General features: G+C 66.9%; 24 protein-coding genes and 7 pseudogenes. 24 read left to right on the forward strand and 7 right to left on the reverse strand.

Annotated features, from left to right (window positions below; translation table 11 throughout):
• Positions 1 to 50: 50 nt before the first annotated feature.
• Both GNX96_RS61125 and GNX96_RS61130 read right to left on the reverse strand, forming a co-directional pair.
• The gene (locus GNX96_RS61125) at positions 51 to 440 is read right to left on the reverse strand and encodes a Rossmann-fold NAD(P)-binding domain-containing protein (RefSeq protein WP_313885665.1); all 390 of its coding nucleotides are present in this window, start codon (positions 438 to 440) and stop codon (positions 51 to 53) included.
• On the reverse strand, positions 403 to 879 hold the full coding sequence (locus GNX96_RS61130) for an SDR family oxidoreductase (RefSeq protein ID WP_313885666.1): 477 nt from the start codon (positions 877 to 879) through the stop codon (positions 403 to 405). The genes GNX96_RS61125 and GNX96_RS61130 overlap by 38 nt, the downstream gene beginning before the upstream one ends.
• A 96-nt stretch (positions 880 to 975) precedes the next feature.
• Here GNX96_RS61130 and GNX96_RS14080 point away from each other — a divergent pair.
• From GNX96_RS14080 to GNX96_RS14100, 5 genes and pseudogenes are all read left to right on the forward strand, one after another.
• A pseudogene (locus GNX96_RS14080) lies at positions 976 to 1,916 on the forward strand (AraC family transcriptional regulator).
• 77 nt (positions 1,917 to 1,993) lie between these two features.
• A complete protein-coding gene (locus GNX96_RS14085; RefSeq protein ID WP_163568429.1) occupies positions 1,994 to 2,416 on the forward strand; it encodes a nuclear transport factor 2 family protein in 423 nt (140 codons plus the stop codon).
• Positions 2,417 to 2,915: 499 nt separating this feature from the next.
• Complete coding sequence (locus tag GNX96_RS14090; RefSeq protein ID WP_279580305.1) at positions 2,916 to 3,971, forward strand: ABC transporter substrate-binding protein; 1,056 nt, start codon at positions 2,916 to 2,918, stop codon at positions 3,969 to 3,971.
• Positions 3,968 to 4,760, forward strand: a pseudogene (locus GNX96_RS14095) (ABC transporter ATP-binding protein). Before GNX96_RS14090 ends, GNX96_RS14095 begins: the two are co-directional and overlap by 4 nt.
• Positions 4,761 to 5,028: 268 nt before the next feature.
• Positions 5,029 to 6,078 carry an ABC transporter permease gene (locus tag GNX96_RS14100; RefSeq protein ID WP_390624011.1) on the forward strand — a complete coding sequence of 350 codons (1,050 nt, stop codon included), beginning with the start codon at positions 5,029 to 5,031 and terminating at the stop codon, positions 6,076 to 6,078.
• Here the strand turns inward: GNX96_RS14100 and GNX96_RS63475 are convergent.
• A pseudogene (locus tag GNX96_RS63475) lies at positions 6,046 to 6,318 on the reverse strand (helix-turn-helix transcriptional regulator); the annotation flags it as partial. The gene GNX96_RS14100 and the pseudogene GNX96_RS63475 sit on opposite strands and share 33 nt — an antisense overlap.
• On the opposite strand from GNX96_RS63475, the gene GNX96_RS14110 reads away from it, so the two are divergent.
• The 11 genes and pseudogenes from GNX96_RS14110 (at position 6,260) to GNX96_RS14160 (ending at position 15,390) form a co-directional block, all read left to right on the forward strand.
• Positions 6,260 to 6,583: a helix-turn-helix domain-containing protein gene (locus GNX96_RS14110; RefSeq protein WP_163568431.1), complete on the forward strand. Its 324-nt coding sequence runs from the start codon at positions 6,260 to 6,262 to the stop codon at positions 6,581 to 6,583. The pseudogene GNX96_RS63475 and the gene GNX96_RS14110 sit on opposite strands and share 59 nt — an antisense overlap.
• 180 nt (positions 6,584 to 6,763) lie before the next feature.
• Positions 6,764 to 8,719 (forward strand): copper resistance D family protein, encoded by a 1,956-nt coding sequence (locus GNX96_RS51675; protein ID WP_279580307.1) that lies wholly within the window; start codon positions 6,764 to 6,766, stop codon positions 8,717 to 8,719.
• Positions 8,688 to 8,969, forward strand: coding sequence for a hypothetical protein (locus tag GNX96_RS51680; protein ID WP_279580308.1), 282 nt, complete (start codon positions 8,688 to 8,690; stop codon positions 8,967 to 8,969). Before GNX96_RS51675 ends, GNX96_RS51680 begins: the two co-directional genes overlap by 32 nt.
• Entirely contained in the window at positions 8,963 to 9,958 is a 996-nt protein-coding gene (locus tag GNX96_RS14125) for a cupredoxin domain-containing protein (protein ID WP_279580309.1), read from the forward strand. The genes GNX96_RS51680 and GNX96_RS14125 overlap by 7 nt, the downstream gene beginning before the upstream one ends.
• An 83-nt stretch (positions 9,959 to 10,041) precedes the next feature.
• Entirely contained in the window at positions 10,042 to 10,788 is a 747-nt protein-coding gene (locus tag GNX96_RS14130; RefSeq protein ID WP_163568433.1) for a cupredoxin domain-containing protein, read from the forward strand.
• A 22-nt stretch (positions 10,789 to 10,810) separates the two neighbouring features.
• Positions 10,811 to 11,670, forward strand: a pseudogene (gene mmuM, locus GNX96_RS14135) (homocysteine S-methyltransferase).
• Between the two features lie 753 nt (positions 11,671 to 12,423).
• Positions 12,424 to 12,768 (forward strand): hypothetical protein, encoded by a 345-nt coding sequence (locus GNX96_RS51685; RefSeq protein WP_279580310.1) that lies wholly within the window; start codon positions 12,424 to 12,426, stop codon positions 12,766 to 12,768.
• A gap of 136 nt (positions 12,769 to 12,904) precedes the next feature.
• A complete protein-coding gene (locus GNX96_RS14145) occupies positions 12,905 to 13,735 on the forward strand; it encodes an SDR family NAD(P)-dependent oxidoreductase (RefSeq protein WP_163568435.1) in 831 nt (276 codons plus the stop codon).
• Between the two features lie 39 nt (positions 13,736 to 13,774).
• Complete coding sequence (locus GNX96_RS14150; RefSeq protein WP_163568436.1) at positions 13,775 to 14,470, forward strand: YqeB family protein; 696 nt, start codon at positions 13,775 to 13,777, stop codon at positions 14,468 to 14,470.
• Complete coding sequence (locus GNX96_RS14155) at positions 14,470 to 15,048, forward strand: TetR/AcrR family transcriptional regulator (protein WP_279580311.1); 579 nt, start codon at positions 14,470 to 14,472, stop codon at positions 15,046 to 15,048. Before GNX96_RS14150 ends, GNX96_RS14155 begins: the two co-directional genes overlap by 1 nt.
• 108 nt (positions 15,049 to 15,156) lie before the next feature.
• Positions 15,157 to 15,390, forward strand: a complete 234-nt coding sequence (locus tag GNX96_RS14160) for a hypothetical protein (protein WP_163568437.1) — start codon at positions 15,157 to 15,159, stop codon at positions 15,388 to 15,390.
• A 99-nt stretch (positions 15,391 to 15,489) separates the two neighbouring features.
• Here the strand turns inward: GNX96_RS14160 and GNX96_RS14165 are convergent, their stop codons facing one another.
• Entirely contained in the window at positions 15,490 to 15,759 is a 270-nt protein-coding gene (locus GNX96_RS14165) for a hypothetical protein (protein WP_163568405.1), read from the reverse strand.
• On the opposite strand from GNX96_RS14165, the gene GNX96_RS51690 reads away from it, so the two are divergent.
• From GNX96_RS51690 to GNX96_RS51700, 3 genes are read left to right on the forward strand one after another with little or no spacing between them, the layout of a single operon-like run.
• Positions 15,743 to 16,282 (forward strand): glycoside hydrolase family 20 zincin-like fold domain-containing protein, encoded by a 540-nt coding sequence (locus GNX96_RS51690; RefSeq protein ID WP_279580312.1) that lies wholly within the window; start codon positions 15,743 to 15,745, stop codon positions 16,280 to 16,282. The genes GNX96_RS14165 and GNX96_RS51690 overlap by 17 nt on opposite strands.
• A complete protein-coding gene (locus GNX96_RS51695; RefSeq protein ID WP_279580313.1) occupies positions 16,198 to 16,962 on the forward strand; it encodes a family 20 glycosylhydrolase in 765 nt (254 codons plus the stop codon). Before GNX96_RS51690 ends, GNX96_RS51695 begins: the two co-directional genes overlap by 85 nt.
• The gene (locus GNX96_RS51700; RefSeq protein WP_279580314.1) at positions 16,929 to 17,297 is read left to right on the forward strand and encodes a family 20 glycosylhydrolase; all 369 of its coding nucleotides are present in this window, start codon (positions 16,929 to 16,931) and stop codon (positions 17,295 to 17,297) included. Before GNX96_RS51695 ends, GNX96_RS51700 begins: the two co-directional genes overlap by 34 nt.
• A 126-nt stretch (positions 17,298 to 17,423) precedes the next feature.
• Here GNX96_RS51700 and GNX96_RS14175 read toward each other — a convergent pair whose 3' ends face one another.
• Together GNX96_RS14175 and GNX96_RS14180 are read right to left on the reverse strand one after the other, a co-directional pair.
• Positions 17,424 to 17,876 carry a DUF4352 domain-containing protein gene (locus tag GNX96_RS14175; protein WP_163568438.1) on the reverse strand — a complete coding sequence of 151 codons (453 nt, stop codon included), beginning with the start codon at positions 17,874 to 17,876 and terminating at the stop codon, positions 17,424 to 17,426.
• Positions 17,877 to 18,068: 192 nt separating this feature from the next.
• The gene (locus GNX96_RS14180) at positions 18,069 to 18,443 is read right to left on the reverse strand and encodes a VOC family protein (protein ID WP_163568439.1); all 375 of its coding nucleotides are present in this window, start codon (positions 18,441 to 18,443) and stop codon (positions 18,069 to 18,071) included.
• A 134-nt stretch (positions 18,444 to 18,577) separates the two neighbouring features.
• Here GNX96_RS14180 and GNX96_RS14185 point away from each other — a divergent pair.
• Positions 18,578 to 19,011: pseudogene (locus tag GNX96_RS14185) on the forward strand (winged helix-turn-helix transcriptional regulator).
• 171 nt (positions 19,012 to 19,182) lie between these two features.
• On the forward strand, positions 19,183 to 19,905 hold the full coding sequence (locus tag GNX96_RS14190; protein WP_163568440.1) for a G1 family glutamic endopeptidase: 723 nt from the start codon (positions 19,183 to 19,185) through the stop codon (positions 19,903 to 19,905).
• Between the two features lie 42 nt (positions 19,906 to 19,947).
• On the opposite strand, the pseudogene crtI reads toward GNX96_RS14190, so the two are convergent.
• Positions 19,948 to 21,417 (reverse strand): annotated as a pseudogene (gene crtI, locus GNX96_RS14195) (phytoene desaturase family protein).
• Positions 21,418 to 21,494: 77 nt separating this feature from the next.
• On the opposite strand from crtI, the gene GNX96_RS14200 reads away from it, so the two are divergent.
• The 3 genes and pseudogenes from GNX96_RS14200 to GNX96_RS14210 all read left to right on the forward strand — a co-directional run bounded on the left by GNX96_RS14200 (position 21,495) and on the right by GNX96_RS14210 (position 24,822).
• On the forward strand, positions 21,495 to 22,760 hold the full coding sequence (locus GNX96_RS14200; RefSeq protein ID WP_163568441.1) for a cryptochrome/photolyase family protein: 1,266 nt from the start codon (positions 21,495 to 21,497) through the stop codon (positions 22,758 to 22,760).
• 176 nt (positions 22,761 to 22,936) lie between these two features.
• Positions 22,937 to 23,458, forward strand: a pseudogene (locus tag GNX96_RS14205) (SDR family NAD(P)-dependent oxidoreductase); the annotation flags it as partial.
• 227 nt (positions 23,459 to 23,685) lie between these two features.
• Positions 23,686 to 24,822 (forward strand): S53 family peptidase, encoded by a 1,137-nt coding sequence (locus GNX96_RS14210; RefSeq protein ID WP_163568442.1) that lies wholly within the window; start codon positions 23,686 to 23,688, stop codon positions 24,820 to 24,822.
• Positions 24,823 to 25,148: the final 326 nt, after the last annotated feature.

Genomic DNA, 25,148 nt, shown 5'->3' on the forward strand with positions numbered 1-25,148 from the left:
GTCCGAGCTGCCGGTTTCGCCGGGTTCCCGGACGGATTCTCAGCTGTTCCTCAGGTTTGTGAAGCGTCCGACGGTAGGCCCCAGACACCGGTGGCGGCGGTACTTTTCGCGTAGTCGGCGAAATCGCGGGGTGGGCGGCCGAGCGCGCGTTCCACGCCGTCGGTGAGGTGTTCGTTGCGGCCGTCGAGTACGCGCTCGAAGAGGTCGGCGAAGAAGGGGATGTGTTCTTCGGGCATGCCTTGCTGCCGCAGTCCGGCGGCGAATTCGCCGATGGACACCGACACGTACCGAATATCCCGGCCGGACGCCTGCGCGATCTCCCTGACGGTGTCGGCGAAAGTCATCAGCCGCGGGCCGGTCACCTCGTACAGCTCGCCCGCATGCCGGGAGCCGGTCAGCGCCTCAACGGCGAATGTCGGCGATGTCGTCGGCGTCGACAAAGGGTTCCCGGATCTGACCAGTCGGCAGCACGACCTCGCCGTGGGCGACCGGCTCCAGCAGGAAATCCTCACTGAAGTTCTGGGCCAGCCAGCTCGACCTGATGATCGTCCATTCCACCCCGGATTCGCGTACGACCTGTTCGCTGGGCAGCACGTTCTCCTCGCCGCGGCCAGAAAGCAGCACCAGCCGCCGGACGCCGCCGCTGACCGCCAGCTCGGTGAAGGCGGCGATCGTCGCGGTCGCCTCCGGGCTGCCGAGGTCGGGGTAGTAGGCGATGTACGCGGCGGCGGCGTTTTCCAGCAGCGCCGGCCAGGTTCGTTGATCGGCCCAGTCGAAGGGCGGTGTGCCGGTACGAGACGCGGCCCGCACCGGCCTGTTCTGGTCGAGCAGCCGGTCGACCACCCGGCGGCCAGTTTTCCCGGTACCACCAAGGACCACAGTTGTTTTCTCCATACGTACAGTCAAATGCGGTCCGGTGAGACGGAACATGGTTGAGCAGCTCAGTTCCATGTTCGAGCGTCTAGTCTTAGCCCTATGGACGCGTTGGCTGGGCTTCTGGACGGGCCGCGGGCACGCGGTGCCTTCCTGATGCGCTCGGTGCTGGAGCCACCTTTCGGGCTGCGGATCCAGGACGAGGCGCCGCTGACCCTGATCTGTGTCGTACGCGGGCACGCCTGGGTGTTGCCGGACCGCGGCGAGCGGGTGCGGCTCGGGCCCGGCGACGTCGCGGTGGTGCGTGGGCCGGAGCCGTACACGGTGGCCGACGAACCGGCGACCAAACCGAGCACGGTGATCCTGCCTGGCAACCACAGCGCCACGCTGACCGGCGACGATCTGTGCGGCCCGTGGGATCTCGGGACACGTACGTGGGGCGACAACCCGGACGGCTCGACGATGCTGCTTACCGGCGCGTACCAACTGCCTGGCGAGATCAGCCGGCGGCTGCTGGACGCGCTTCCCGCTCTGCTGGTGGCTCACCGCGGACAGCTGGAGCTGCCCGCTGATTCCGCTGCTCAACGACGAGATCGGCAAGGACGAGCCGGGTCAGGACGCGGTCCTGGACCGGTTGCTGGACCTGCTGCTGATCGCGGTGCTGCGTACGTGGTTCGCCCGTGCCGAGGCGCCGGCCTGGTATCGCGCGCATGGCGACCCGGTGGTCGGGCGCGCGTTGCGTACGCTCCATCACGACCCGGCCGAGCCCTGGACGGTCGAGCGGCTCGCCGCCTCCGTCGGTGTCTCCGCGCGCGGCGCTCGCCCGCCGCTTCACCGACCTGGTCGGTGAGCCCCCGATGGCGTATCTGACCGCCTGGCGGCTGGCGCTGGCCGCCGACCTGCTCCGCGAACCCGACGCCACCGTCGGCGCGGTCGCCCGCCAGGTGGGTTATGGCAGTTCGTTCGCGCTGAGCGCCGCTTTCAAGCGGGTCCGCGGGGTCAGCCCGCAGGAGTTCCGTACCGGCTCGCTCGCGCCGGCCTGACCTACCTCCGAAGTAATCGACAACTCCGCGGCCCGCTTGCTTGGCTGCGGTTTATGACAAATCAACAAGGTTGGTCGGTGCGGGGCTTCGAGGCATTCTGGTCGCGCCCGGACGCGACGCTGGTGGCGCCCATCCTGACGGACGACGTGGTGGGTCACTGGGCCGGAACAGCCGAGCCGGTACGCGGCAAAGTGGACTATGTCGGTTGCATCGCGGCATTGCTGGAGGCGCTGCCGGACGTACGGCTGACGGTCGCCGAGTCCGCGTCGAGCGGCGATTTTTCCTTCGTACGCTGGATTATGCAGGCCACCGGCCGCCGCGGACCCTTCGAAATCAGCGGCATTGACCGGATCCACACCGTCGAAGGCCTCGTCGACGAGAACCACGTCATCGTCGACACACGGCCGCATTCCACGACCGCGCCGGCCTCCCCATCCCCTGGGCGAAATAACGTCGAGCTCGCGACCCCGACACACCGATGGGGCGCGAAATTGTCGTAGGTGTCTGTTTTTCTTTCCCCCTCCCTTTGAACGGGCGGGGGGTGGGTTGAGAGGTGGACCTTAATTTTTAGTTGGACATTGGTCCTCGAACCCGCCCCCCACCCGTCACTGGGTGGGGGCAAATCTGCCGGAGGGGTACGACAGTTTCGCGCCGCACCTGGTTACCCATGATCAACAACACTGGCCTCCGACGACGGCCGCTGAGGGGTGGTGGTCGTCAAAGGACTTTGCGGTGTACGTCACGCCGTCATATAGGGCATTTCGGTACGGGGTGCTCGCGGACGGGGGGTGACGTGGTGGTGTCGAGTCCGTAGCATCACGTGTTATGCGTTCGCTTCGGCTGGTGAGCCGCCGGCACATCGACATGTGCCGTGTCTTCAGCGCCGCATGTTGTCACTGACTCTGCCGTAGGACGACGACGTCCCGGCGCGCTCTCGTCAGCGCCCCTGAAATCCGCCTTTGTCGCGATAGGTCCGCGTAAATCCCTGGGAGAATCTCTGTGTCAGCATCACCTCGCCGCCGCTGGCGGACCATCCTCACGGCAGCAGCCGCGGCAGCGGTCGTTGCCACCGGGCTGACCGCCTGCGGGTCCGGCTCCGGCGGGTCCGCGGATGCCGTACGGCTCGGCTATTTCCCCAACCTGACGCATGCGTCGGCCATCATCGGCGTCCAGGAAGGCCTTTTCCAGAAGGAACTCGGCGCGGCGAAACTCACCACCCAGAGTTTCAACGCGGGGCCCGCCGAGATCGAGGCGCTGTTCTCCGGCGCGATCGATATCGGCTACATCGGGCCGAGTCCGACGGTCAACGCGTACGTGAAATCCAAGGGCCAGGCGCTCAAGGTCATCTCCGGATCAGCGTCCGGTGGGGTTGAGCTGGTGGTCAAGCCGTCCATCACCAAGGCCGCTGACCTGCGCGGCAAGAAGATCGCTACGCCACAGCTGGGCAACACCCAGGACGTGGCGCTGCGCTACTGGCTGAAGCAGCAGGGTTTCACGACCACGAAGGACGGCGGGGCGGGGGACGTACACATCACCCCGCAGGACAACGCGGTGACCGTGGACGCGTTTGGTACGGGCGCCATCGACGGCGCCTGGGTGCCGGAGCCGACCGCGTCCACGTTGGTCAAGGCCGGTGGCAAGGTGCTGGTCGACGAGCGGGACCTGTGGCCGGGCCGCAAGTTCGTGATCACCAACATCATCGTGCGCACCGACTTTTTGCAGAAGCACCCCGATCTGGTGAAGGCGGTGCTGGCCGGTCAGGTGGCCGCGAACCAGCTGATTGCCAGCAACCCGGCCAAAGCGCAGGCGGACGTGGTCACCGCGCTGGGCAAGCTGACCGGCAAGAAGCCGAACGCGGCGCTGATCGCGGAGGCGTGGAAGACCATCGACTTCACCAATGATCCGCTCGCCTCCACCCTGGTGACCGGTGCCAATCACGCTGTTGACGTCGGACTGTTGGAGAAGCCGAATCTGAAGGGTTTGTACGACCTGACGATCCTCAACCAGGTGCTCACCGCGGCGCACCAAACCACCATCCCGGAGCCGAGCACATGACCGTGACGAGTACCCAAGTCAGGCCGCGTGACGAAAAAGTCGCGTCGCCGGCCGTCCACATCGCTGGTGTGGGGAAGGCGTTCGGGAACCGTGCCGGACGGGTGGTGGCCCTGGACGGGATCAGCCTGACCGTCCAGCCCGGCGAGTTCGTCTGTTTGGTGGGCGCTTCGGGGTGTGGCAAAAGTACGCTGTTGTCCCTGGTGGCGGGTCTGGACAAGCCGACCAGCGGGACGATCGACACCGGCGGGGTGGCGGCCGCGCTGATGTTCCAGGAGCCCGGCCTGATGCCATGGCTGACGGTCAGCGCCAATGTCGAGCTGCCGATGCGGCTGCATGGAGTCGGCCGCGACGAGCGGCGAGCGCGCGCCCGTGAGCTGCTGGAGACCGTACATCTACTGGATTTTCGCCGGAAAACGGCCGCATGAGCTGTCCGGCGGCATGCGCCAGCGGGTCGCGCTGGCTCGCGTCCTCGCGTCGAATTCACCCGTACTGCTGATGGACGAGCCGTTCGGCGCGTTGGACGCGATGACCCGGGACGTGCTGCACGACGAGATCGAACGCATCTGGTCCGAGCGCAACCTGACCGTTCTTTTCGTTACCCACAACGTCAGGGAGGCGGCTCGCCTCGGCGACCGGATCGTGCTGCTGTCCAGCCGGCCCGGCCGGGTGGTCGAGGAATTCGCGGTGGACTACTCGCGGCCGCGTCGGATCGACTCGCCGGAAGTGTCCCAGCTGGCCGCGAAGGTGACCGACCGGCTCCGCGAGGAGGTTCGCCGCCATGGCCGCTGATCTGGACAAAGCCGCCGTTGGCCGGGCCGAGCTCGCCGGCCTGGACGCGCTGGAGCTGAACATCGGGCGTACGGCCGGATTCTGGTCCCGGCTGTGGGCCGCGACCTGGCCAAAAGTGCTGGCCATTGTGCTGGTTTTGCTGGCGTGGCAGCTGGTTGTCTGGTCCGGCTGGAAACCGTCGTACGTGTTGCCCGCGCCGCCGGAGGTGTTTTCCTGGCTGTGGCAGAACATTTTCACCGCCGGCTTCTGGCAGGCCATCGGCATCACGATGACCCGGGCGGTCACCGGGTTCGCGGTGGCGACGGTGATCGGTGGTGTGGTCGGCATCGCTGTGGTACGGGTCAAGGCTTTGCGGGCGGCCATCGGATCGCTGATCACCGGCCTGCAGACGTTGCCGTCGATCGCCTGGTTCCCGCTGGCGATCCTGCTTTTTCAGCTGTCCGAGCAGGCGATTCTTTTCGTCATCGTGCTGGGCGCGGCCCCCTCGATCGCCAACGGCCTCATCAACGGCGTCGACTATGTCCCGCCGCTTTTAAAGCGGGTAGGCCAAAATTTGGGAGCGAAGGGCTTCAGCCTGTTCCGCTACGTCATTCTGCCGGCCGCGCTGCCGTCCTGCGTGGCCGGGTTGAAACAGGGCTGGGCCTTCGCGTGGCGCAGCCTGATGGCCGGCGAGTTACTGGTGATTGTCGAAGGCCGGCCGTCCATCGGGGCCGAGTTGCAGCATGCCCGCGACCAGATTCAGCCCGAGATCGTCATCGCGTTGCTGATCATCATCCTGATCATCGGCATCGCGGTGGGACACCGGGTTTTCCTTTGCCGACCGGACGATCCGGGCCCGGTGGGGGATTTCGGAGGGACGCTAGTCTCGTACGGCCGCGAGGCGGCGGCTGATCTCCTCCAGGAGCGCGCCGTCGCTGATCCGGGAAAGGTCGGCGGCGTCCGGGTGCACATAGCGTTTGTGCGCCCGCAGTGCGTCTTCCCGGTGCTGCCACATCCTTTCGGCCTGAGCCGCCGTTCTGGTGGCTTCCTGCGCCGCGGCGGCCAGCTCGGTGGCCTGCGCGGCCAGCGCCTCATATGCCTGGTCGAATCCGTGCGCGTTCCCGTGCGCCGCCAACAGCTCTTCGTGGCTCTCCAGCGCTGTTCGGGCATCCTTCGCGAGCGCATCCTGCACGACGTACGACGCGTGGGCGGCTTTGGCGGCCTCGTGCAGCTCCCAAACCGCCGTGTCGAGCGAAACGCCGAGGACTTTTTCCCAGCACACCAGCACCCGGCCGCGCGGGATGTCGGCGCCGTTCTCCCACTTGCTGAGGGTCCGTAGGGACACCCCCACGAGGACGGCTAGCTGCTCTTGCGTCCAGTTATGGCTGACGCGCGCGGTGCGTACGTAGTCGCCGACTTCAGACATGCCGGTCATTGTGCAGGAAACTCCAGGAAACAACAAGACGTAGCTACGTGTCTCTGCTTGTTTCCCCGGTTTGGACTCCCTACACTCTGCAGCCATGGGAACCCGTATGGTGCTCGGACCTGCCGTAAGGGCACTCCGAGAAGCGCTGGGCATCCGTCACGGATCCTTCGCCGAATCCGTCGGAATCTCGCCCGGCTACCTGACCAAAATCGAGTCCGGCAGCCAGCAGCCGCGACCGGACATCGCGCGGTCGCGCTGGCTCTCGTCGCCTCAGGGTGCCACTGGACGCGATCACGTACGCGCCTATGGAAAAGGAAAAGGACCACTGAGGAGTCCAACGACGCCCGCGGTGATTTACGTCATCGACAAACTTTGGAGCTCCTGGGCGCTTCTCACAGTGACCGGTGGGCCCGCGTGAACTGATCGACACCCGAGATTTACCCCCCGCTGTGACGATCGGAACGATTCGGACGTCCAGCATTCCTCCCCAGCAGAGCAGCGTGAAAGCGCTCAGTTTGCAGTCACGGACGCCCGCCACTCATGCGTCGTTTCGATCCGGAGACGAGCCGCGCCGGCGGGTCTGGGGAGGACTACAGGGATGACGATTTTCGGCTTTCAGCTGGCCGACCGCCGGGATGAGGCGGTCGCCGCCGTGCTGGCCGGCGCGGTGGTGGTCATCCTCGGATTCGCTTCTGGGGCGGGCATTCGGCCCGGCAGTACGACCGAGCCGCTAGCCGTACCACCGCCGCCGCCGCGGCCCCCGCCGATCCCGGCAGCCAGGCGCCGCCGCAGGGGGCGTCCAGCGGTGCCGCGGCCGGCGGGGGTGGGGTCAGCGGGGGGGGGTGAGTGGCGGATCTTCCGGGGTGAGCGGCGGGGTTTCCGGCGGCGGCCCGGTCACCGGTCAGCCCACGCCCAGCACACCGTCGCCGTCGTCGTCGCCGCAACCCACGCCGCAACCCACGTGCCCGCCTGGCCTGGTCGGCTCGTTGCCGGTAGTGGGGCCGTTGGTGGCTGGGGAGCCAGATGCGTCCGGCTCGCCCCGGCCGGCGCCGGTGCCGGCGTTGCTGGGGCCGGTGCCAGTGCTTGGGCCGCTGGTGGCGCCGGCCACGCCCGACCATCCTGCCGGTTTGCTCAGCTGTCCGGTGGGCTTCCTGGTTGGTCAGAGTTGTTGCGCGACCGCGACAACCGCCGGAAAAAGCCTGACCGCGGCCGGAGTCGGCCGATGAGTCGGGAGGATTTGCTGCATGCGGGTTCGGTGCTGATCCACGTCACCGACTACCTCGCGTTGGCGGTGCTGCTGGGCGGCCTGCTGTTCGTGTCGGCGCTCTGGCCGGCCGGCGCGCAGGACCGCCGGACCCGGATGATCCTCGTCGTTTCGGTGCTGGCGGGCGTTGTTGGCGCCATCGCGACCGTCCTGTTGTCCGCTCAGTACGCGGTCGCCGGCTCCGCTGTCGTCGACGTACTGGAGGCGCCTTTTGGTCGTACGGCCGCGGCCATGGCCTTGCTCTGGTTGCTTGCGGCGGTGGTTGTGGTCGCGGTGCTGCAGCGCGGCGAGCAGGCCGTACGGTCGATTCCGTGGCGGGTCGGTACGGCCGCGATCGCCGTCGGCCTGCTGCGGACCACCGGTCTGAACGGCCACTCCGCCGAAACCGCGGACGCCCCGCTGGGTATGGTCGCGGATTTCCTGCACCTGGGCGGAGTCAGCGCCTGGGTGGGTGGGCTCACAGTGCTGTCGATCGGTCTGCTCGCGCGCCGCAAGGCCGCTGAGTTGGCCGACGTGGTACCGAAATTCTCCAAGTTCGCGATGATTTCGGTGCTGGCCATCGTGTCCTCAGGGGTCATTCTCGGGTGGCAGATCATCGGCTCTGTCGGCGCGGTTTTCGAGACGTCGTACGGTCGCGTGCTGCTCATCAAGCTGTCGGTCTTCGCGCTGGTCTTGCTGGCCGCCATGAAAAGCAAGAACTGGGTGGAAAAAAACGCCTGCAGGTGGCGGTCCTGGAAAGCCGCCGCCCAGCGGTCCGGTCGTTCGCGCTGTCGGTTGGCGCCGAGACCGTTCTGGTTGTCGCCGTGCTCGTCGCGGCGAGTGTGCTCGTCACGGCCAATCCCGGCCACTGACGTTTGTGGGGAAGGAAAGATGCACATGGAATTCACCGAAACGCGCCGGCCGGCGGCGCGGGCTGCTGTTGGTCGCGGCCGCGGCGGCCGCGGCCGCAGCTGTGTCGATGATCGCGTTGTCGCAGGACGCGTCGGCCACCGCGATGCCGCAAAATGCCGCCGCCGTCAACAATGTCGCGCCCGCGGTCGTACCAGCGGTGCCGGCCCTCCCAGCGGCGCCAGCCGCTCAGGTCCCCGGGTTGTCCAGCGTCGGGAAGATTGTCACCGGCGCCGCTCCGGCCGCGGTGGCACCGGCCGCACCAGCGGCCGGTGCGCACAGTGTGGACATGCCGCCGGCGGCCGTGACGCCCTGTACCGGCCTGGACGCCGCCGTTGCCGCCTTTATGCAGCACTTTTACGCGGCCCACTTGGAGGAAGGACTCGGCCAGCAACTTGGTGACCTGACCAATCTCGATCAGTATGTCAAAACGCACACCGTGCTGATCGAGAACATGATCAAGCCGTCGGTGGGCGGATCGGACGCGGCGCTCGGGGTTTTCCTGCAGCACGTTTACGCCGCACACCTGGAAACGTCTCCCGGGCAACAGGTCACCGACCTCAGCAATCTCGACCAGTATGTGAAAACCCACACGGTGTTGATCGAGAACATGCTCAAGCCGCTGTCCGGATCGAACGTCACTTCTTGTTGATCTCACTGGGAAAGACTGGTGATCCGGCCGAGTCGCAGCCGGCCGGCACGCCAGGTTTCCCACCAGGGAAAGGAAAGGCTCGGATGGGTCAGCACGTACGCAGGAAATGGCCGGCGCTGGTCGCCGGGGTTGGGGTGCTGGTGGCGATGCTGTCGCTGGCCAGCATGCAGGCGCAGGCCGACATTGCGCCGATGCCGACCGGGCTGGCCGCCCAGAACGCCGGTCTCGCACCGGTGCCGGCGGTGGCACCGGCCGCCAACACGGTGGCCGGCGATCAGGCGCAGCCGTACGCGGCCGCCAGCCACTCGGTGATGATCATGAACTACGCGTTCTCGCCGGCCAGCCTGACGGTCGCCGTCGGCGACACGGTGACCTGGACGAACGAGGACACCGCGCCGCACACGGTGACGGTGAGCAGCGGACCGGTGATGTTCGCTTCCAGCAACCTGCAGAAGGGACAGTCGTTCACGTACACGTTCAGCAAACCAGGGACGTACGCGTACTACTGCGCCGTACACCCGGACATGAAGGCCAGCGTGACCGTGACCGGCAGCACGCCCGTGCCGCCGTCGTCCCCGCCCCCATCCTCAGCTCCGCCGTCGTCGTCCCCGCCGGCTTCCGCGCCGCCGACCGGTGGCGGCGGAAGTCCGTGCACGGGACTGGACGCGGCCGTCACCGTCTTCCTGCAGCATTTCTACGCGGCGCACCTGGAGGAAGGCCCTGGCCAGCAGGTGGGCGACATTCTCCAGCTCGACCAGTACGTCAAGACGCACACCGTGCTGGTCGAGCACCTGATCCAGCCGCTCGTCGGCGGCTCGAACCAGGCGCTGACGGTGTTCCTGGAGCACGTCTACGCGGCGCATCTTGAGGCGTCGCCCGGACAACAGGTGGCCGACATCGCGAACCTCGACCAGTACGTCAAAACGCACACCGTGCTGATCGAGCACATGATCCAGCCGCTGGCCGGCGGCAACGTCAGCTCCTGCTGACCGCACCAAACCGGTGGTCCGGCCGAGTCGCAGTCGGCCGGACCACCGGCACTCCCAGTATGTCGCCCCCAGGAGCGCAACACATGCGAAAGTGGCCAGTACTCGCCGTCCTCGCCGCCGCCCTTTGGCTGGTCCTGCCGGCCGCGCCGGTGGCCGCCGCCGGGCATACCGTCCAGATGAAGCAGTACGCCTTCAGCCCGAGCGCCCTGACCGTCGTCGCCGGCGACTCGGTGACCTGGACCAATGACGACGTCGCCCAGCATGACGTGATGATCACCAGCGGACCGCTGTCGTTCCACGGCCCGCTGATAGGCAAGGGCCAGTCGTGGACCTACACCTTCGGTACCCCCGGCACGTACTCGTACGTCTGCAGCGTGCACCCGGACATGACGGCCCAGCTGGTCGTGAGACCCAAGCAAACCCCATCTTCTGGCCGAGTCTCGCCCGCGGCTACGGCTCATTCGTCCGCGAACACCGCGGCTCGCCCGTCCGCGAGCGCTTCGCCGCCGGCGGCCGTCGTACCAGCCGCCACCGCGACGCCCCAGATGTCCATGCCCGCCGCCACCGCCGACACGTCGTCCGCCGGCCTGAACCCGCTCCTGGTCGTCGCCGGCATCTCTGTCGCCGTCGTCGTCTTCTGTCTCCTGCTTATGTCCTCCCGTCCCGTACCCGTACCTGTTTCCGCCCCGCCCCCTCTCACGGACTCGCTCTCTCCCGCCCACTCCGACCTGGCGGACACCGCCGTTCTCCCGGAGGCTGGTGGCGACGCCTCTGCACCTGCGCCAGTGGCACGCAATGCGGCGTCGCGGACAAGAAAACGCGGCGGTTGAGGGTGGGAAGGAGAGCCGAGGGATGTTCGCGGAGGTGGTACGGAGCGCGGTCGTCGTCGTGCTGGATGGTGGGCTGGCGACCGAGTTGGAGCGGCGCGGGGGAATGACCTGAGCACCGAGCTGTGGTCGGCCTGGTTGCTGGCCGATGAGCCGGCCGAGATCGTCGCGGCGCACCGGGCGTTCTTCGAGGTCGGGGCCGAGGTGGCGACGACCGCCAGCTATCAGGCGTCCTTTCAGAAGTTGGGGCAGGACGCGGAGAAACTGATGCGACGCAGTGTCGAGCTGGCTCGAGAGGCTGGCGACGGCTGGGTGGCGGCGTCCGTCGGGCCGTACGGGGCGATGCTCGCGGACGGGTCGGAATACCGCGGCGACTACGGGCTGACCGTGGCCGAGCTGCGCAGCTTCCACCACCGCCGGATGGCCGTGCTGGCGGACGCCGGTCCGGACGTGCTGGCCATTGAGACCATCCCGTGCCTGGCCGAAGTTGAGGCGGTGCTGGCCGAGCTCGACCAGTTGGGGTTTCCGGCCTGGCTGTCGCTGACCTGCGCCGGCACTCGTACGCGCGCCGGAGAGCCAGTCGAAGAAGCCTTCGCGATGGCCCGCGACTGCCCGTCCGTGGTCGCGGTGGGCGTCAACTGTACGGCCCCTGCCGATGTCGCCGACCTGGTGGTTTTGGCCGCGCGGAGTGGAAAACCGGTCGTCGCGTATCCGAACAGCGGCGAGAACTGGGACTCGGCGAACCATCGCTGGACCGGTCCGGCGGTCTTCGAGCCCGCCGAGGTGAAACGCTGGATCGCGGCCGGCGCCCGGCTGGTCGGCGGCTGCTGCCGGGTCGGCCCGGCCGAGATCGCCCAACTGGCCGGCCACCCGGCCTGTCTGTGATGTGGCACGGCGGCTCCGGCGCCCAGGAGCCGGCTGGCCGCACCGGTGAACCGCCCCCATACGACCAGGTATGAGGGCGATCCTCCGGCACACCGCAGAAACGCCAAATACGGTTCTCTCCGAGGTTGTTGAGGGTTACCCTCATGATACGGAGGGATTATCATGTTTCGTCGGGTTTGGGCTCTTGATTCCATCGCTGGGCGCAAGTTCCTGCCCGGCATTCACGGGCCAGCAGCACGCTGAAAACCCCCAGTGAGGCACAGTGATAGGCGGCAATGCCTCCGGGCAGTGATCGGCGTCGTCAAGATGCCGCGAACAAAATGGCACAGGCACGCGCGTTCCTCAACCAGGCGCGGGCCGACTTCGCTATGGGGCACCTGACTGGCGAACCGATGGCGTTGCCTGGACGGTATGGGCCTCCAAGGCGATATAGAACGCGCTCCCGCCGCATATGAAAAGAAGATGCATGGCGGCAGGTATCGTCATCGGCAAGGACGGCAAGCCGGTTCCGGTCATCGCAATAAGCGGCTTCCATTGGGCCATACCGGAAGAAGTAGCTGACATCTGCCCCGACGCTATACCTGCCAACGAGATAGTGGGCGAGACATCCATTCATGCGGAGATGCGTCTCATCATGCTGGCACGCAAAATGGGCGGCAGTCCTAACAGACGCCTCACCCGTACGGAACCTGAGCTAGCGGCGCGAATCAGTGCAGCCGATCCCGATGTCCAACGGCGGATAGCACTCGCGCCGTGGTCGAATACGCATTTACCGTGTCACCGCACCAGCACGGCGCTCGGGAAGCTCTCAATGCCTTACGCGGCCAAACGTACGGCGAAACGCCACTCCGGACATGGCTACGCGAACAATGGCGGCAAGCCGAGGCGCTCAGCGACGATGCGGCCGAGGCCGGTGATAATAAAGCAGGCTTCGGACATTCGCTCCACGCCCGAGCGCTAGCAGGCAGCTATCACGCGGTCGTAGCCGACCCCGAAGCCGCCGCCCTTGACAGCGTGTATGAAACCCAGGGTATGGCAGGCACGCGCGACCTGCTCGACTCAATCTTGGCTGGCAACCAAGGCGCCGGTCGTTCGTAGCTCGCCACGCAGCTCACAGACAGACCACGAGCCGCCTGATCGGGCCGTACGGTCAGCCCCTCCGGACAGTCTTGCTGGCCCTTGTCCGCTCTGCGCCGTACAAGTTGATCACGGTCGTCCGGGCGAGAGGGAGCAGATGAGCGAGCGTCACGTACGTGCGATCGGCGCGGTTTCGGCGGGCCTGGAGCCCGGTCGTGGACGGCTCGCCGGTCGCCGGATCCTGGTCGTCGGCGGTGGCCAGCGGACGTACGACGCGGCCACCGACCCGATCGGCAACGGTCGCGCGATCGCGGTGCTTTTCGCCCGTGAGGGCGCGCATGTCGCGGTCGCGAACCGGGGCATCGAGAGCGCGCGCGAGACCGTCGCGATGATCGACGCCCAGGGCGGCAAGGCGTTCCCGATCCAGGCGGACATCAGCGGTGCGGCCGATGTCACCCGGATGATCGAGGAGGCATGCGAAGGCCTCGACGGTCTGGACGGGCTCGTCCTCAACGCCGCCGCCGGTGTCGGCGCCCTTGGGCTCGACGGTGTCGACCTCGACGAGTGGGACAAGACCTTCGACGTGAACGTACGCGGCACCATGCTCTGCTGCCGGGCCGCGCTGCCGCGGCTGGACGACGACTCTTCGATCGTGTTCATTTCCTCGGTCGCTGGCTATAAATCCGGTTCGCGGCTGGCCGCTTACGAAGCCTCGAAAGCCGCGTTGGGCGGCCTGATGCGGCATGTCGCGCTGGAGGCCAGCCGGCGCGGGATCCGCGCGAACATCGTCAGCCCCGGCGCGGTGGACACGCCGATCGGTCGGGCCGCCGCCGCTGGCCGCCCGTCGCGGATGGAAACCCGGCTGCCCTTTGGTCGCCAGGCCACTGGCTGGGAAGTCGCGTACGCCACCTTGTTCCTGACCTCAGAGGAAAGCGCGTACATCACCGCCCAAACCCTCCAAGTCGACAGCGGCATGACCGGCCTCTAGTGGTTGATAAACCGAGCGCGCGGTCTAATAATGATGCCCATGGATGTCCCAAGAGCGGAGGAACGTACGAGCACGGTCGTCAGCGATCCGGGATGGCTGCGGATCGCGGTCTGGCTGGGATGTCCGCTGGCGGGGGCGCTGGCCGGGTGGGGCGTGCACGCGATCGCCGGCTGGGTGGCGAGCCTCGCGTGGGTGCCGCTGCAGGGGCCGTTCAAGCTGATCGCCTCCATTCCGCAGCCGTACGGCCTGCTCGCGGTGATCGGGCTGGGAGTGGCCGCCGGGTTGGTGCTGGCGTATCTGTGGGTCAAGGACCTGCTGACCATCACGGTGTCGACCGCGCGGGTGACCTTCCAGCGCGGAGAGTCCGAGCGGTCCGTCGACCGGGCCGCGATATCGGCAGTTTTCCTGGACGGCAAGCAGATCGTCATTCTCGGGTCGCGCGGAGCCGAACTCGCACGCGAGAAGAATGACCTCAGCAACGTCCAGGAGGCATTCGTGGCCTACGACTTTCCCTGGCGAGACGGCGGAGATCCGTACGCCGGCGACTACCGGCGCTGGGTGCCGGACGAGCCGACGCTCCCACTCGGCGCCAACGCTTTGTTGGCAGCGCGAGAGAAAGCGCTTTCTGGCGACCACGGTGACGACGCGGCGGAGTTGCGTGCGGACCTCGGCAAGATAGGTGTGGTGGTACGGGACGAGAAAAAGCGCCAATACTGGCGGCTGGTCCAGGGCTGATGGTGCGCACGGTCGACCCGGTCAAACACGAGGCGAAGCGGCTGCGGATCCTGGAAGCCGCGGCTGGGTGTTTCGCCCGCAAAGGCTTCGAGAGCACCACCACTGCCCAGCTGTGCGCGGCCGCCGGGATCAGCTCCGGCAGCCTGTTCCACTACTTTCCCAGCAAGCGGTCGATCTTCCTGGGGATCTTCCAACAGGACGGCCGGGAAACCGCTGAGCGGCTGACGATCGCGCTCGGCTCGGACGATTCATGGGGTGCCGTGTTGGCGCTGGTGGACGGGATCGTCAGCCCGCTCGCCGAGCCGGAGCTGGGTGGCTTGGCGCTGGAGGTGGCCGCGCAGGCGAGCCGTGACCCGGAGCTCGCCGAGCTGCTCGTACGCAACGACCGCCAACTCCACGAAGGCCTCGCGGTCCTGCTGGAGCGGGCCGCCGCGAAGGGCCAGATCGACGGCGCGATCCCCGCGCGCGTACGGCCGCGGTGTGGATCGCCACGCTGGCCGACTCGATGTTCTCCCGGGCCGGTCAGGAACCCGGGTTCGACCTGGTTGCGGAAAACCGGATTCTGCGGCTGCTGCTGACCAGGTTCCTGCGGGCCGAACCGCGTTAGAACCGTGGGGTTGACTTTCCTCAAGGGGAGGAATATGCATGCCTTAGAAGGAAAAAGTCGGTTCCAAGAGGTGAGCGGCATGTCCCGGAATACCTACTACATCGCCGGCGATCTTCCCTATTTCGCTGTCGCATGTGACCGGTGCGCGGCGCCTTTCACGTGCTATGACGATTCCTGTTACGAATGGCACGCACTGTGCCGGACAGCCGCGTATGCCGGCTGGGAAATGACGGAGAACGTCCTCGGCCCGCATCGATGCCCCTCCTGTGCGGACCGGTCAGCCGGTCTCGGGCGGTCGATGGCGTCGGCCTGAGCGAGCACCGTTCGCAATCAAGTGCCTAAAGGTGGCTTTTGGGGCTTCCGTGGTCAAAGACGAGATCGGCGTAGGCCTTGACGGCTGCTCTCATTCTGTTCAAAGATGTCCCCGCTGACGCTGTTTCCTGCATTTTCGATCATCCTGACGAGCGCCGGAACAGGGGGGTTGTTGGACAAGATGGCCAAACCGTACCCGTACCCGTACCCGTACCCGTACCCGTACCCGTACCCGTACCCGTACCCGTACCCGTACCCGTACCCGTACCCGTACCCGTACCCGTACCCGTACCCGTACCCGTACCCGTACCCGTACCCGTACCCGTACCCGTACCCTCCTCGCCGTGGTCGCGGTGCTCGCCGCCGCCACCCTCGGCCTGACCTCGGCGGTGTCGCCGGCTGCAGCGCAGAACAAGCCGGCCGCGCTGCCGCAGCTCGTACCGGCTCCGGTGTCGCTCAGGCAACTGCCCGGACCGGCGTTCCAGTTGACCCGGCAGTCGTCGATCGTCGCCCTCGGCCAGGCCGCTTCGGTCGGCCAGTTCCTCGCCGGCGTGCTGCGCCGGTCGACCGGCTATCCGGTGCCGGTGAACCGGCCGGGCACCTCGGCGATCGTGCTCGCGCTCGCGCTCGGCGGCGCGTCGTCGTTGGGCGAGGAGGGCTATGACCTCACCTCGACCGCCGGGGCGGTGATCGTACGAGCGCACACCACCGAAGGACTGTTCCGCGGCATCACCACGCTCCGCCAGCTTTTTCCCCCGGGAAGGTGGAAAGCGCCACCCATCAGCCGGGTCCGTGGACCGCGGCGGCGGTGCACATCACCGACTACCCGCGGTTTTCCTGGCGGGGCACGATGCTGGACGTGTCGCGGCACTTCTTCCCGGTCGACACCGTGAAGAAATACCTCGACCTCGCCTCGCTTTACAAGATCAACGTGCTGCACCTGCACTTGGCTGACGACCAAGGCTGGCGGATCGTCATCAACAGCTGGCCGAACCTCGCCCTGCACGGCGGCAGCACCGAGGTTGGCGGCGGTGCCGGTGGTTACTACACGCAGCAGGAATACAAGGACATCGTGGCGTACGCGGCGGCCCGCTACATCACCGTGGTGCCGGAGATCGACTCGCCCGGACACGTGAACGCGGCCCTTTCCTCGTACGCGGAGCTGAACTGCGACGGCGTCGCGCCGCCGCTCTACACCGGCACCGACGTGGGTTTCAGCTCGCTGTGTGTCGGGAAGGCGCTGACGTACAAGTTCCTCGACGACGTGGTGCGGGAAATCGCGGCGATCACCCCGGGCGCGTTCTATCACCTGGGTGGCGATGAGGCGCACAGCACCTCGCACGCCGATTACGTCACGTTCGTGAACAAGATGCAGCCGATCCTGAAGGCACATGGCAAGCGCGTCATCGGCTGGGACGAGATCAACGCGGCCACCCTGCTGCCCGGCAGTTATGCGCAGCATTGGGACACCGGCGTCGGCAGCGAGCCAGGCACCGAGAAGGCGCGGAACGCGGTCGCGCAGGGGGCGCCAAACTGGTCATGTCGCCGGCGAACGTGGCTTACCTGGACATGAAATACACCGAGAGCACCCCGCTCGGGCTGGACTGGGCCGGCCTGGTCGAGGTCAAGGACTCGTACAACTGGGATCCGGTGACCCGGATCGACGGCATCAAGGAAAGTGACGTGGCGGGCGTCGAGGCGCCGCTGTGGTCGGAGACCCTGGTGACGCTGTCCGACATCGAATACATGGCGTTCCCGCGGCTGCCCGGTATCGCCGAACTCGGCTGGTCGACGGCCGCCTCGCACAACTGGGACGCGTACAAGGTGCGGCTCGGTGCGCAGGCACCGCGGTGGGCCGCGGCCGGCGTGAACTACTACCGCTCCCCGCAGGTCCCCTGGTCGGTCTAGTACTACAGGGCACTGGCAATCGGGCACCCGTACGCCGAGGGTGTCCGATTGTCGCGCCAGCCGGAAGAACCGCTGGTCAGCGGGTTGCTGTTGTGACAATCGGAATCCGATTGTGACGCCAGCGGGCTACTTGGGAGAGCGGTCTTCCGGCCCCATCCGCACCAGCACCCCGCCGGGTTTGTGCAGGCTGGGACCGTCGCCGCGGAATCCGACCGGGTCGTTGTCGCCGGACAGGTGCAGCCCGGTCGGCCGCGCGGTTTTCGGGATGTCGTACCAAAGCTCGACCTCGATGGCGTCGTGGCCGCCGATCTGGACCGTGTCCAGCTGCCGCCGGATGGCCATCGCGAAGAAGTCCGGCTTGCTGCCGGACGGCACCCCGGCCAGCAGCTGGATCTTCGACTCGTACGTGTGGAAATCCGGGTCGTGGTTGTCCACTCGCAACCGGACCTCGCAGAACTGCCCGTCCGGCTGCCCCTCCGCGTGAGTGCCGGAGGCCGCGGTGAGGCCGCATCCGAAGGACAGCACCAGGAAGGTGAGGTGGCCGTCCTGCGCGCTTTGGGCGGGCGAGGGACTCGGCATCGGCGCCGGATCGGCGCCGCCGGCCAGGATCAGGCCCGTTCAGCGCCCACCCGATCCCGGCCCCGAGCAGCAGCGCGGCCGCTACCAGCAGCGCACCCCGCCAGCCGAACAGGCTTCCGCCCGAGCGCGTCCGCATGGATGCCACCTCGCCACCCCTCTCGGTCCTTTACCCGATGGTAAAGGTCGAAGAGGCTAACCTCGGTCCGGCAACCCCTGGATGCCCCACTTGTTCCCGTCCGGGTCGCTGAAGAAGACGAAGGAGCCCCACGGGAACTCCTGCACGTCACTGACCTCGATGCCGCGCTCGATCAGCTCCTGCGGGCCGCGGGCCGCGTGCGCGTCGGACACCACCAGCTGTACGCCTCGGGCCGTACCAGGTTCCATGTCGGTGACCCCGACACCGAGCGCGATCGAGCACGCCGACCCGGGCGGGGTCAGCTGGACGAACCGCAGGTCGTCGCTGATCTTGTGGTCATGGTCGGCGTGGAAGCCCACCTGCTCGTAGAACGCCTTCGCGCGGTCCACGTCGGTCACCGGGATCGCCACCAGCTCAAGCTTGTAGTCCATCGTCCGCTCTTTCCCTTTGGGTTCGTCTTGCCTGTGAGACCAACCCTAAAGACCAATTAGGAAGGTTTCGTTCCTAACTAAAAACTGGTCGCTCAGGTGCTAAGTTGGAATTAAGGACGTACTAGGGAGTGTGCATGGCCGGCCGGGAGTGCTCGATCGCGAACGCGCTGGCGGTGGTCGGGGAGCGGTGGAGCCTGCTCGCGCTGCGCGAGGTGATGTTCGGCGAGCGCAGGTTCGACCAGATCGCTCGCAACACCGGCGCCAGCCGGGACATCCTGGCGGCCCGGCTGCGCAAGCTGGTCGAGGCCGGGGTGCTCGAGAAGCGTCAGTACGAGCAACATCCACCTCGGTACGAATACGTCCCGACTGAGGCCGGTAAAGCCCTGCAGCCGATCCTTATGAACCTGATGGAGTGGGGCGATCGGTATGTCACCGAAGGTCCTCCGCCGACCGTCTGGGAACACACCTGCGGCGCCGAGTTGCCGAGTTGCACCCCAAGACGGTGTGCGCGAGCTGCGGCCAGCCGGTCGGCAGCGTCCGGCTCGTACGAATGGGCAGGGTTCAGTAGGACGGTCGGCGACCCTTAACAACCCGAACGCAACTTTTGTCCCTTGCTGATACCGAAAAATCTCCGTTTTTCGTTGCTATTCCCGCACAACCCCGCTATCGGATGCGAAGCTGCACAGCGTTCCCCCCGCTCACGCCCGGATTTCCGGGCGTCGTCGCCATGGAGGCATGCATGTCCGCCGCACCCTCGCGATCCGTGACCCGCAGAGTGTTTTCCGCCGCAGCATTGGGAATTGGCGTCTTCCTGACGCTCGCCGCCGGCGCCACCCCGGCCGCTGCCGCCGCCCATCCACATCCCGCCGACACCCAGGTCCGCAACCACGCGGACTCCGCCTGGGGCGGCTACGCGATCGAGCGAGGCGGCACCACCGTCACCACCACCTGGGTCAATCCGACGGTGAAATGCGCCGGAAACGTCAACTCGGTGTGGGCCGGTTTTGACGGCTACGGCACGAACACCGTCGAGCAGATCGGCATCGACCTCGACTGCAGTTCGGGACAGGCCCAATACCTGCCGTGGTACGAAATGTATCCGCGCGACTCGATCTACTTCACCGAGACCACCCGGGCCGGCGACACCATGACCGCGACCGTCGTTCACAACAGTGGCACCTCGTACACACTGACGCTGGCGGACCGTACGCAGAACTGGAGCCGGACGTTCCACGACTCGCTCTCCGGTGCGCAAGATGCCACCGCTGAGGTCATCATGGAGCGGTTGGACACGCACGTGGACAACTTCGGCTCGGTGACCTTCACGAACTGTCAGCTGGACGGGAAGTCGTTCGCCAGCTATGCGGCCCAGTCCGTGGTGATTACGCACGGAAGTACGCAGCAGGCCAAGCCCGGAGCACTTTCCGGCGGCACCTTCAAAATGACCTGGCTGCACATCTGATTTCGTTGATCCCGTACTTATCTCGGGATGAGTGCGGGATCTCTAGCGCCCGATGATGCGCTCCGCGGCCAGTCGACCAGAGACCAGCACCATCGGCACTCCCACCCCCGGTTGGGTTCCGGAGCCGACAAAGACGACGTTCTCCATCAGCAGGTTCGACGGCCGCATCGGCCCGGTCTGGGCAAACGTGTGCGCTAACGCGAACGGTGTTCCCATCGCCATCCCGGCCGCCGCCCAGTCGTCCGGCGTGACGAGGTGGCGGACCTCGGTGGCATCGGTCAGTCCTGGGTAGCCGCGCTTTTCCAGCTCCACCAAAATCTCGTCCGCATAACGCTTTCCGGTACGCGCCCAGTCGATGGGCGCGGTCAGGTTGGGCACTGGGGCCAGCACGTAGTACGTCTGTTTTCCGGTTGGCGCCACCGAAGGATCGGTGCGGCTGGGGTTGCTAACCAGTAGCGACGGGTCGCTCATCACACGTCCCTGGCGGGTGATCTCGTCGAAGGTCCGCCGCCAGGCCGGCCGCCGAAGTGGATGTTGTGGTGTGCGGCGCCCTGATAGTGCTTGCTGGCGCCGATGTGGAGCAGGACGCACGACGGTGAATAGCGCAGCGGGCGTCGAAGCGGTCGGTTCAGAAGGTCGCGGCGGGCGACCGGGAGGTCGGGGTTGAGGACGACGACGTCGGCGGGGATGCGGTCGCCGTCCGCGGTGCGTACCGCACGGGCGCGTCCGTTGACGACTTCGACGCTGGTGACTTCCCGGTCGTAATGGATGTCGACGCCGTGTTTCGCGGCCACCGCTGCCATCGCGACCGGTACGGCGTGCATGCCGCCACGCGGGAAGTAGACCCCGGCGACGGTGTCCAAATAGGAGATGACCGCGTAGAGGGCGAGCGCCCGGTGCGGTGGCACGCCGGCGTACAAGGCCTGGAAGGAAAAGATCCGCCGCGTCCGGGGATTCTCGAAGAACTGGTTGATTTTCGGTGACAGCCGACCAAAACCACCGGCCAGCGCCAGTCGCGCGAGCGGACGGCCGAGCAGGTCGAGCGGGGTGTCGAGGTTGCGATCGATGAACGTGTTCCACTCGATGTCGAAGAGCGACCGCGAATAGTCGATAAATCGTCGATAGCCGTCCGCCTCCCGTGGGCCGCAGACCCGGGCGATTTCCTCGGCGGTGTCCCGAACCTGCGCTCGTACGTCCAAAGTGGACCCATCCGGGAAGTGCGCGCGATAGGCCGGGTCGAGCCGGACCAGGTCCAGCCAGTCGGACATCTTTTCTTCCACCGCGGCGAAAGTGTCATCGATCGATCAGCTGCGGCATGGTGAGCACGGTCGGCCCGGTGTCGAAGCGATAGCCGCCATCCACCAGTTGACCGGCCCGGCCGCCCGGCTGGTCGGCCCGCTCCAACACGGTGACTTGTCGCCCGGCGCCGGCCAGCCGAATCGCGCAGGCCAGTCCGCCCAGGCCCGCGCCGACGACGACGATCTGGTTCGTACGCCCCACCACCGTGCGCATCCGCCGAGGTCTCGCCAGCGAGAAAGTCTGCCGGCACCGAGCGTATCGTTCCGTGGGCCGAACGAAGAGGAGAGCCGATGCGGACCGCGGTGCTGCTGTTCACCCGTGACCTGCGGCTGCACGACAATCCCGGGCTCGACCTCGCCCGCCGGTCGGCCGAGCGAGTGGTGCCACTTTTCGTGCTGCACGAGGGTTTGCGGTTCGCGGTGCCGAACCGGACGAGGTTCCTGTCCGATTGCTTGGCGGATCTGCGTGACGGGCTGCGCCGACGCGGCGGTGACCTGGTGATCCGGCGCGGCGATCCGGTCGAGGAAACGATCCGGTTGGCTCGGGACCAGCACGCGCAGACCGTCGTCGTCGCCAGGGATGTTAGCCGGTACGCCAAAAGACGTGAAGAACGGTTGGCGGCGGCGTGCGCTGAGCATCGGATTTCGCTGCGTACGGTCGATTCGGTCGGTGTCGTCCCGCCCGGCGCGGTGCACCCGGCGAACGGCGACCATTATAAGGTTTTCACTCCGTACTGGCGGGCGTGGTCGGATACCCAGTGGCGAGATTGTCACACCGTACCAAGGAAGATCACGTTGCCGGACGGAATCGACGCTGGGTCGCTGCCAGCGGGCGACGGCGCTGGCGGCGGCGAGACCATGGCTCGTCGACGGATGAGCCGGTGGTTGGCCGGTGGCATCGCCGACTATCCGAACCGGCACGACGACCTGCCCGGCGACGCCACGTCACGGCTGTCCGCCGACCTGCATTTTGGTTGCCTGTCACCGGTCGAGCTGGCGACGAAGGCTGGCGCGCACGAGGCGTACGTGCGGCAGCTCTGCTGGCGGGATTTCCATCTGCAGGTCACCGCCGCCTTCCCGGACCTGCCGACCCGCGACTACCGGCCGCGCCGGCAGGACTGGGTGGACGACCCGGACGCGTTGGCGGCCTGGCGCGCCGGCCAGACCGGCTATCCGATCATCGACGCCGGCCTGCGCCAACTGCTCGCCGAAGGCTTCATGCACAATCGAGCGCGGATGCTTGTGGCCTCTTTCCTGACAAAACAGCTCAACGTGCACTGGACGGCCGGCGCCAACCATTTCTTTGATTTGCTCGTCGATGGCGACATCGCCAACAACGCCGGCAACTGGCAGTGGATCGCCGGCACCGGAAACGACACCCGGCCGAACCGCCAGTTCAACCCGTTGCGGCAGGCGTACCGCTTCGATCCGGACGGGGACTACGTCCGTCGATATGTGCCGGAGTTGGCCTCGGTGCCTGGTGCGGCCGTCCATGAGCCGTGGAAATTCGGCGGTTCGCCGGGATATCCGTCGCCGCTGGTGGCGCCGCGGGCTTGACCTTGTCATTGGTGTCAGCCTTTAGCCTGCGGAGGACTCAGCCGCGCAAGCAAGGAGACACGAAATGCCAGGAGCAGTGGTGATCGGCGCCGGACCGGGGATTGGTCGGTCCGTCGCCCTCCGGTTCGCCCGGGAAGGCCTGCCGGTCGCGGTGATCTCGCGTCGAAAAACCGCAGGCCCTGGCCGATGAGATCACCGGTGTACGAGCGGTCGCCCTGGCCGCCGACAGCGCGGACGACACCGCCCTGCGTGCCGCTCTGGACGCGGCGGCCGCCGAGTTGGGCCCGCCGGACGTCGTCGTCTACAACGCGGCGATCATTCAGGCGGACGCCCCGGGAGAGTTGTCCGTACGTGCTCATAAGGACGCTTGGGCCGTCAACGTCGTCGGCGCGATCACCGCCGCCGCGCACGTCGCTCCGGCAATGGTCGAGCGCGGCGCCGGCACCTTCCTGGTCACCGGCGGGATGCCCGACCCCAGTCCGGACTACGTGAGCCTGTCGCTCGGAAAGGCCGGCATCCGGGCGCTCGTCGACCTGCTCGCCCAGCGCTACGACCCGGCCGGCGTCCATTTCGCGTCGGTGACCGTCGGCGGCGCGGTCGCTCCAGGCGGCCCGTACGACCCAGACGACATCGCCGAGCACTACTGGCGGCTGCACACCCAACCCCGCGACCAGTGGGAACGCGAGATCCGCGTTTAGCAGCAGCTTTGAGTTCGTACGGGACAGTGACGATCGGCGATATCTGTTGACAACTGGCCCATTGTTCGGCCTGTGACCAGGGCCGATGCGGTACGAACCGGAGCCTTTGGGTAAGTCCTGGAACCTTCACTAAAACCTGCGCCGCAGCCGCCGGTCCGACCTACCGTGCCGTCTGTCCAGCCGGGCCCCGCGGGTCCGGTCGTCGCAACGGTTTGTTGGAGGACACGATGGCGCATGCCCTGTTCCGGCGGACGGCCGCGGTCGCGGCTGGTCTGGCCGCGATCGCCGCGCTCGCCCCGCTGACGGCGGCGGCGAGTCCGGCGGCCGCCGCCGCTCGAACGCCGCTGGCCGACCACGGTCCGTCGGTGCCGGCCGGGTCGCACCGCGACGGCCCGTTGAGCACCAGCCAACGGCTCGGCCTGGCGATTTCGCTGCGGCCACACGACGAGGCAGGACTCACCAACTTCGTTGCCGCTGTTAGCAATCCCGCGTCACCTGCCTATCGACACTACTTGACCTCAGACCAGTACGGCCGGTATTTCGGGCCGCGACAGTCCGATGTGGACAAGGTGCGGGCGTATCTGAAAGACAGCGGGCTGACGGTGACCGCGGTGTCCGGCAACCGCCAGGTGGTCGACGCCACCGGCACCGCGGACCAGGTCAAGGCAGCCTTCGGCACGGGGATCAGTGACTACGCGGGGAAGAACGGCCAGCACTTCTATGCCAACGACTCCGCGCCATCGGTGCCATCGTCACTGGCCAGTACGATCCGTGGCGTCGCTGGTTTGACGAATCAGCAGGCCGTTTTTCCGGTGAGTACGCCGGCGGGGCCGGGCGGCCCGGGCGGCGGATACACCCCCGCGCAGCTGCGCACGGCATATTCGATGAAGTCGCTTTCGGCTTCGTACAACGGATCCGGGCAGACCGTCGGACTGATCGAATTTGACGCCTTCAAACAGTCCGACCTCACCGCGTGGACGAATTATTACAGCCAGCCAGCCCGCGGTGACGCCGACCGTCGTGCCGATCGACGGCGGAGTGTCGGGCCCTGGCAGCAACCAGCTGGAGGTCACGCTCGATGTCGAAGCGGTCGCGGCCACCGCGCCGGGCGCGAAACAGGTCGTTTACGAGGCCGGAAACACCGACAGCGCCTGGGTGGACGAAATGGCCAAGATCGCCAGCGACAACGCCATCACGGTGTTGTCCGGTTCCTGGTTGAACGGCGAGAAATGCGCGTCCGCGCCGATCCAGGCGTCACACGACTCGTACACCCAAATGGCCGCGCAGGGCATCACGATGCTGTCCGCATCCGGGGACTGGGGAGCGACCGGCTGCGGCTACAACGGCGACAATTCCACTGTTGAGACCGATTTCCCGGCCAGCGATCCACTGTTCACCGGGGTGGGTGGCACCCAGCTGCGGACCAGCGACAGCGCCGGCACCTACCAGTCCGAGTCGTGCTGGAACCAGGGCTCGTCCGGCAACACCCGGTCCGGCGGCGGCTATTCGTCGATTTTCGCCAAACCTGACTGGCAGCCCGGCAGCAACGCGTACCGGTCGGTGCCCGATGTGGCGCTGCTTGCCGACTATGGAGCCGGCGCGCTTTCGGTCTACATGAACGGAAACTGGGAGGACGTGGGTGGCACCAGTTTGTCGTCGCCACTGTGGGCCGGCTATATCGCGATGGTCA

The organism is Fodinicola feengrottensis, from assembly GCF_010993775.1.
Classification (GTDB): Bacteria; Actinomycetota; Actinomycetes; order Mycobacteriales; family HKI-0501; genus Fodinicola; species Fodinicola feengrottensis.

Excerpts from the sequence above, each read along its gene's own strand:
- GNX96_RS14100 (WP_390624011.1), top strand. The coding sequence starts at position 5,029 with ATGACCCGGGCGGTCACCGGGTTCGCGGTGGCGACGGTGATCGGTGGT.
- GNX96_RS51675 (WP_279580307.1), top strand. The coding sequence starts at position 6,764 with ATGACGATTTTCGGCTTTCAGCTGGCCGACCGCCGGGATGAGGCGGTC.
- GNX96_RS14110 (WP_163568431.1), top strand. The coding sequence starts at position 6,260 with ATGGGAACCCGTATGGTGCTCGGACCTGCCGTAAGGGCACTCCGAGAA.
- GNX96_RS14130 (WP_163568433.1), top strand. The coding sequence starts at position 10,042 with ATGCGAAAGTGGCCAGTACTCGCCGTCCTCGCCGCCGCCCTTTGGCTG.
- GNX96_RS14145 (WP_163568435.1), top strand. The coding sequence starts at position 12,905 with ATGAGCGAGCGTCACGTACGTGCGATCGGCGCGGTTTCGGCGGGCCTG.
- GNX96_RS14175 (WP_163568438.1), bottom strand. The coding sequence starts at position 17,876 with ATGCCGAGTCCCTCGCCCGCCCAAAGCGCGCAGGACGGCCACCTCACC.
- GNX96_RS51700 (WP_279580314.1), top strand. The coding sequence starts at position 16,929 with ATGTCGCCGGCGAACGTGGCTTACCTGGACATGAAATACACCGAGAGC.
- GNX96_RS14190 (WP_163568440.1), top strand. The coding sequence starts at position 19,183 with ATGTCCGCCGCACCCTCGCGATCCGTGACCCGCAGAGTGTTTTCCGCC.
- GNX96_RS14210 (WP_163568442.1), top strand. The coding sequence starts at position 23,686 with ATGGCGCATGCCCTGTTCCGGCGGACGGCCGCGGTCGCGGCTGGTCTG.
- GNX96_RS14155 (WP_279580311.1), top strand. The coding sequence starts at position 14,470 with ATGGTGCGCACGGTCGACCCGGTCAAACACGAGGCGAAGCGGCTGCGG.
- GNX96_RS14200 (WP_163568441.1), top strand. The coding sequence starts at position 21,495 with ATGCGGACCGCGGTGCTGCTGTTCACCCGTGACCTGCGGCTGCACGAC.
- GNX96_RS14150 (WP_163568436.1), top strand. The coding sequence starts at position 13,775 with ATGGATGTCCCAAGAGCGGAGGAACGTACGAGCACGGTCGTCAGCGAT.
- GNX96_RS14180 (WP_163568439.1), bottom strand. The coding sequence starts at position 18,443 with ATGGACTACAAGCTTGAGCTGGTGGCGATCCCGGTGACCGACGTGGAC.
- GNX96_RS14160 (WP_163568437.1), top strand. The coding sequence starts at position 15,157 with ATGTCCCGGAATACCTACTACATCGCCGGCGATCTTCCCTATTTCGCT.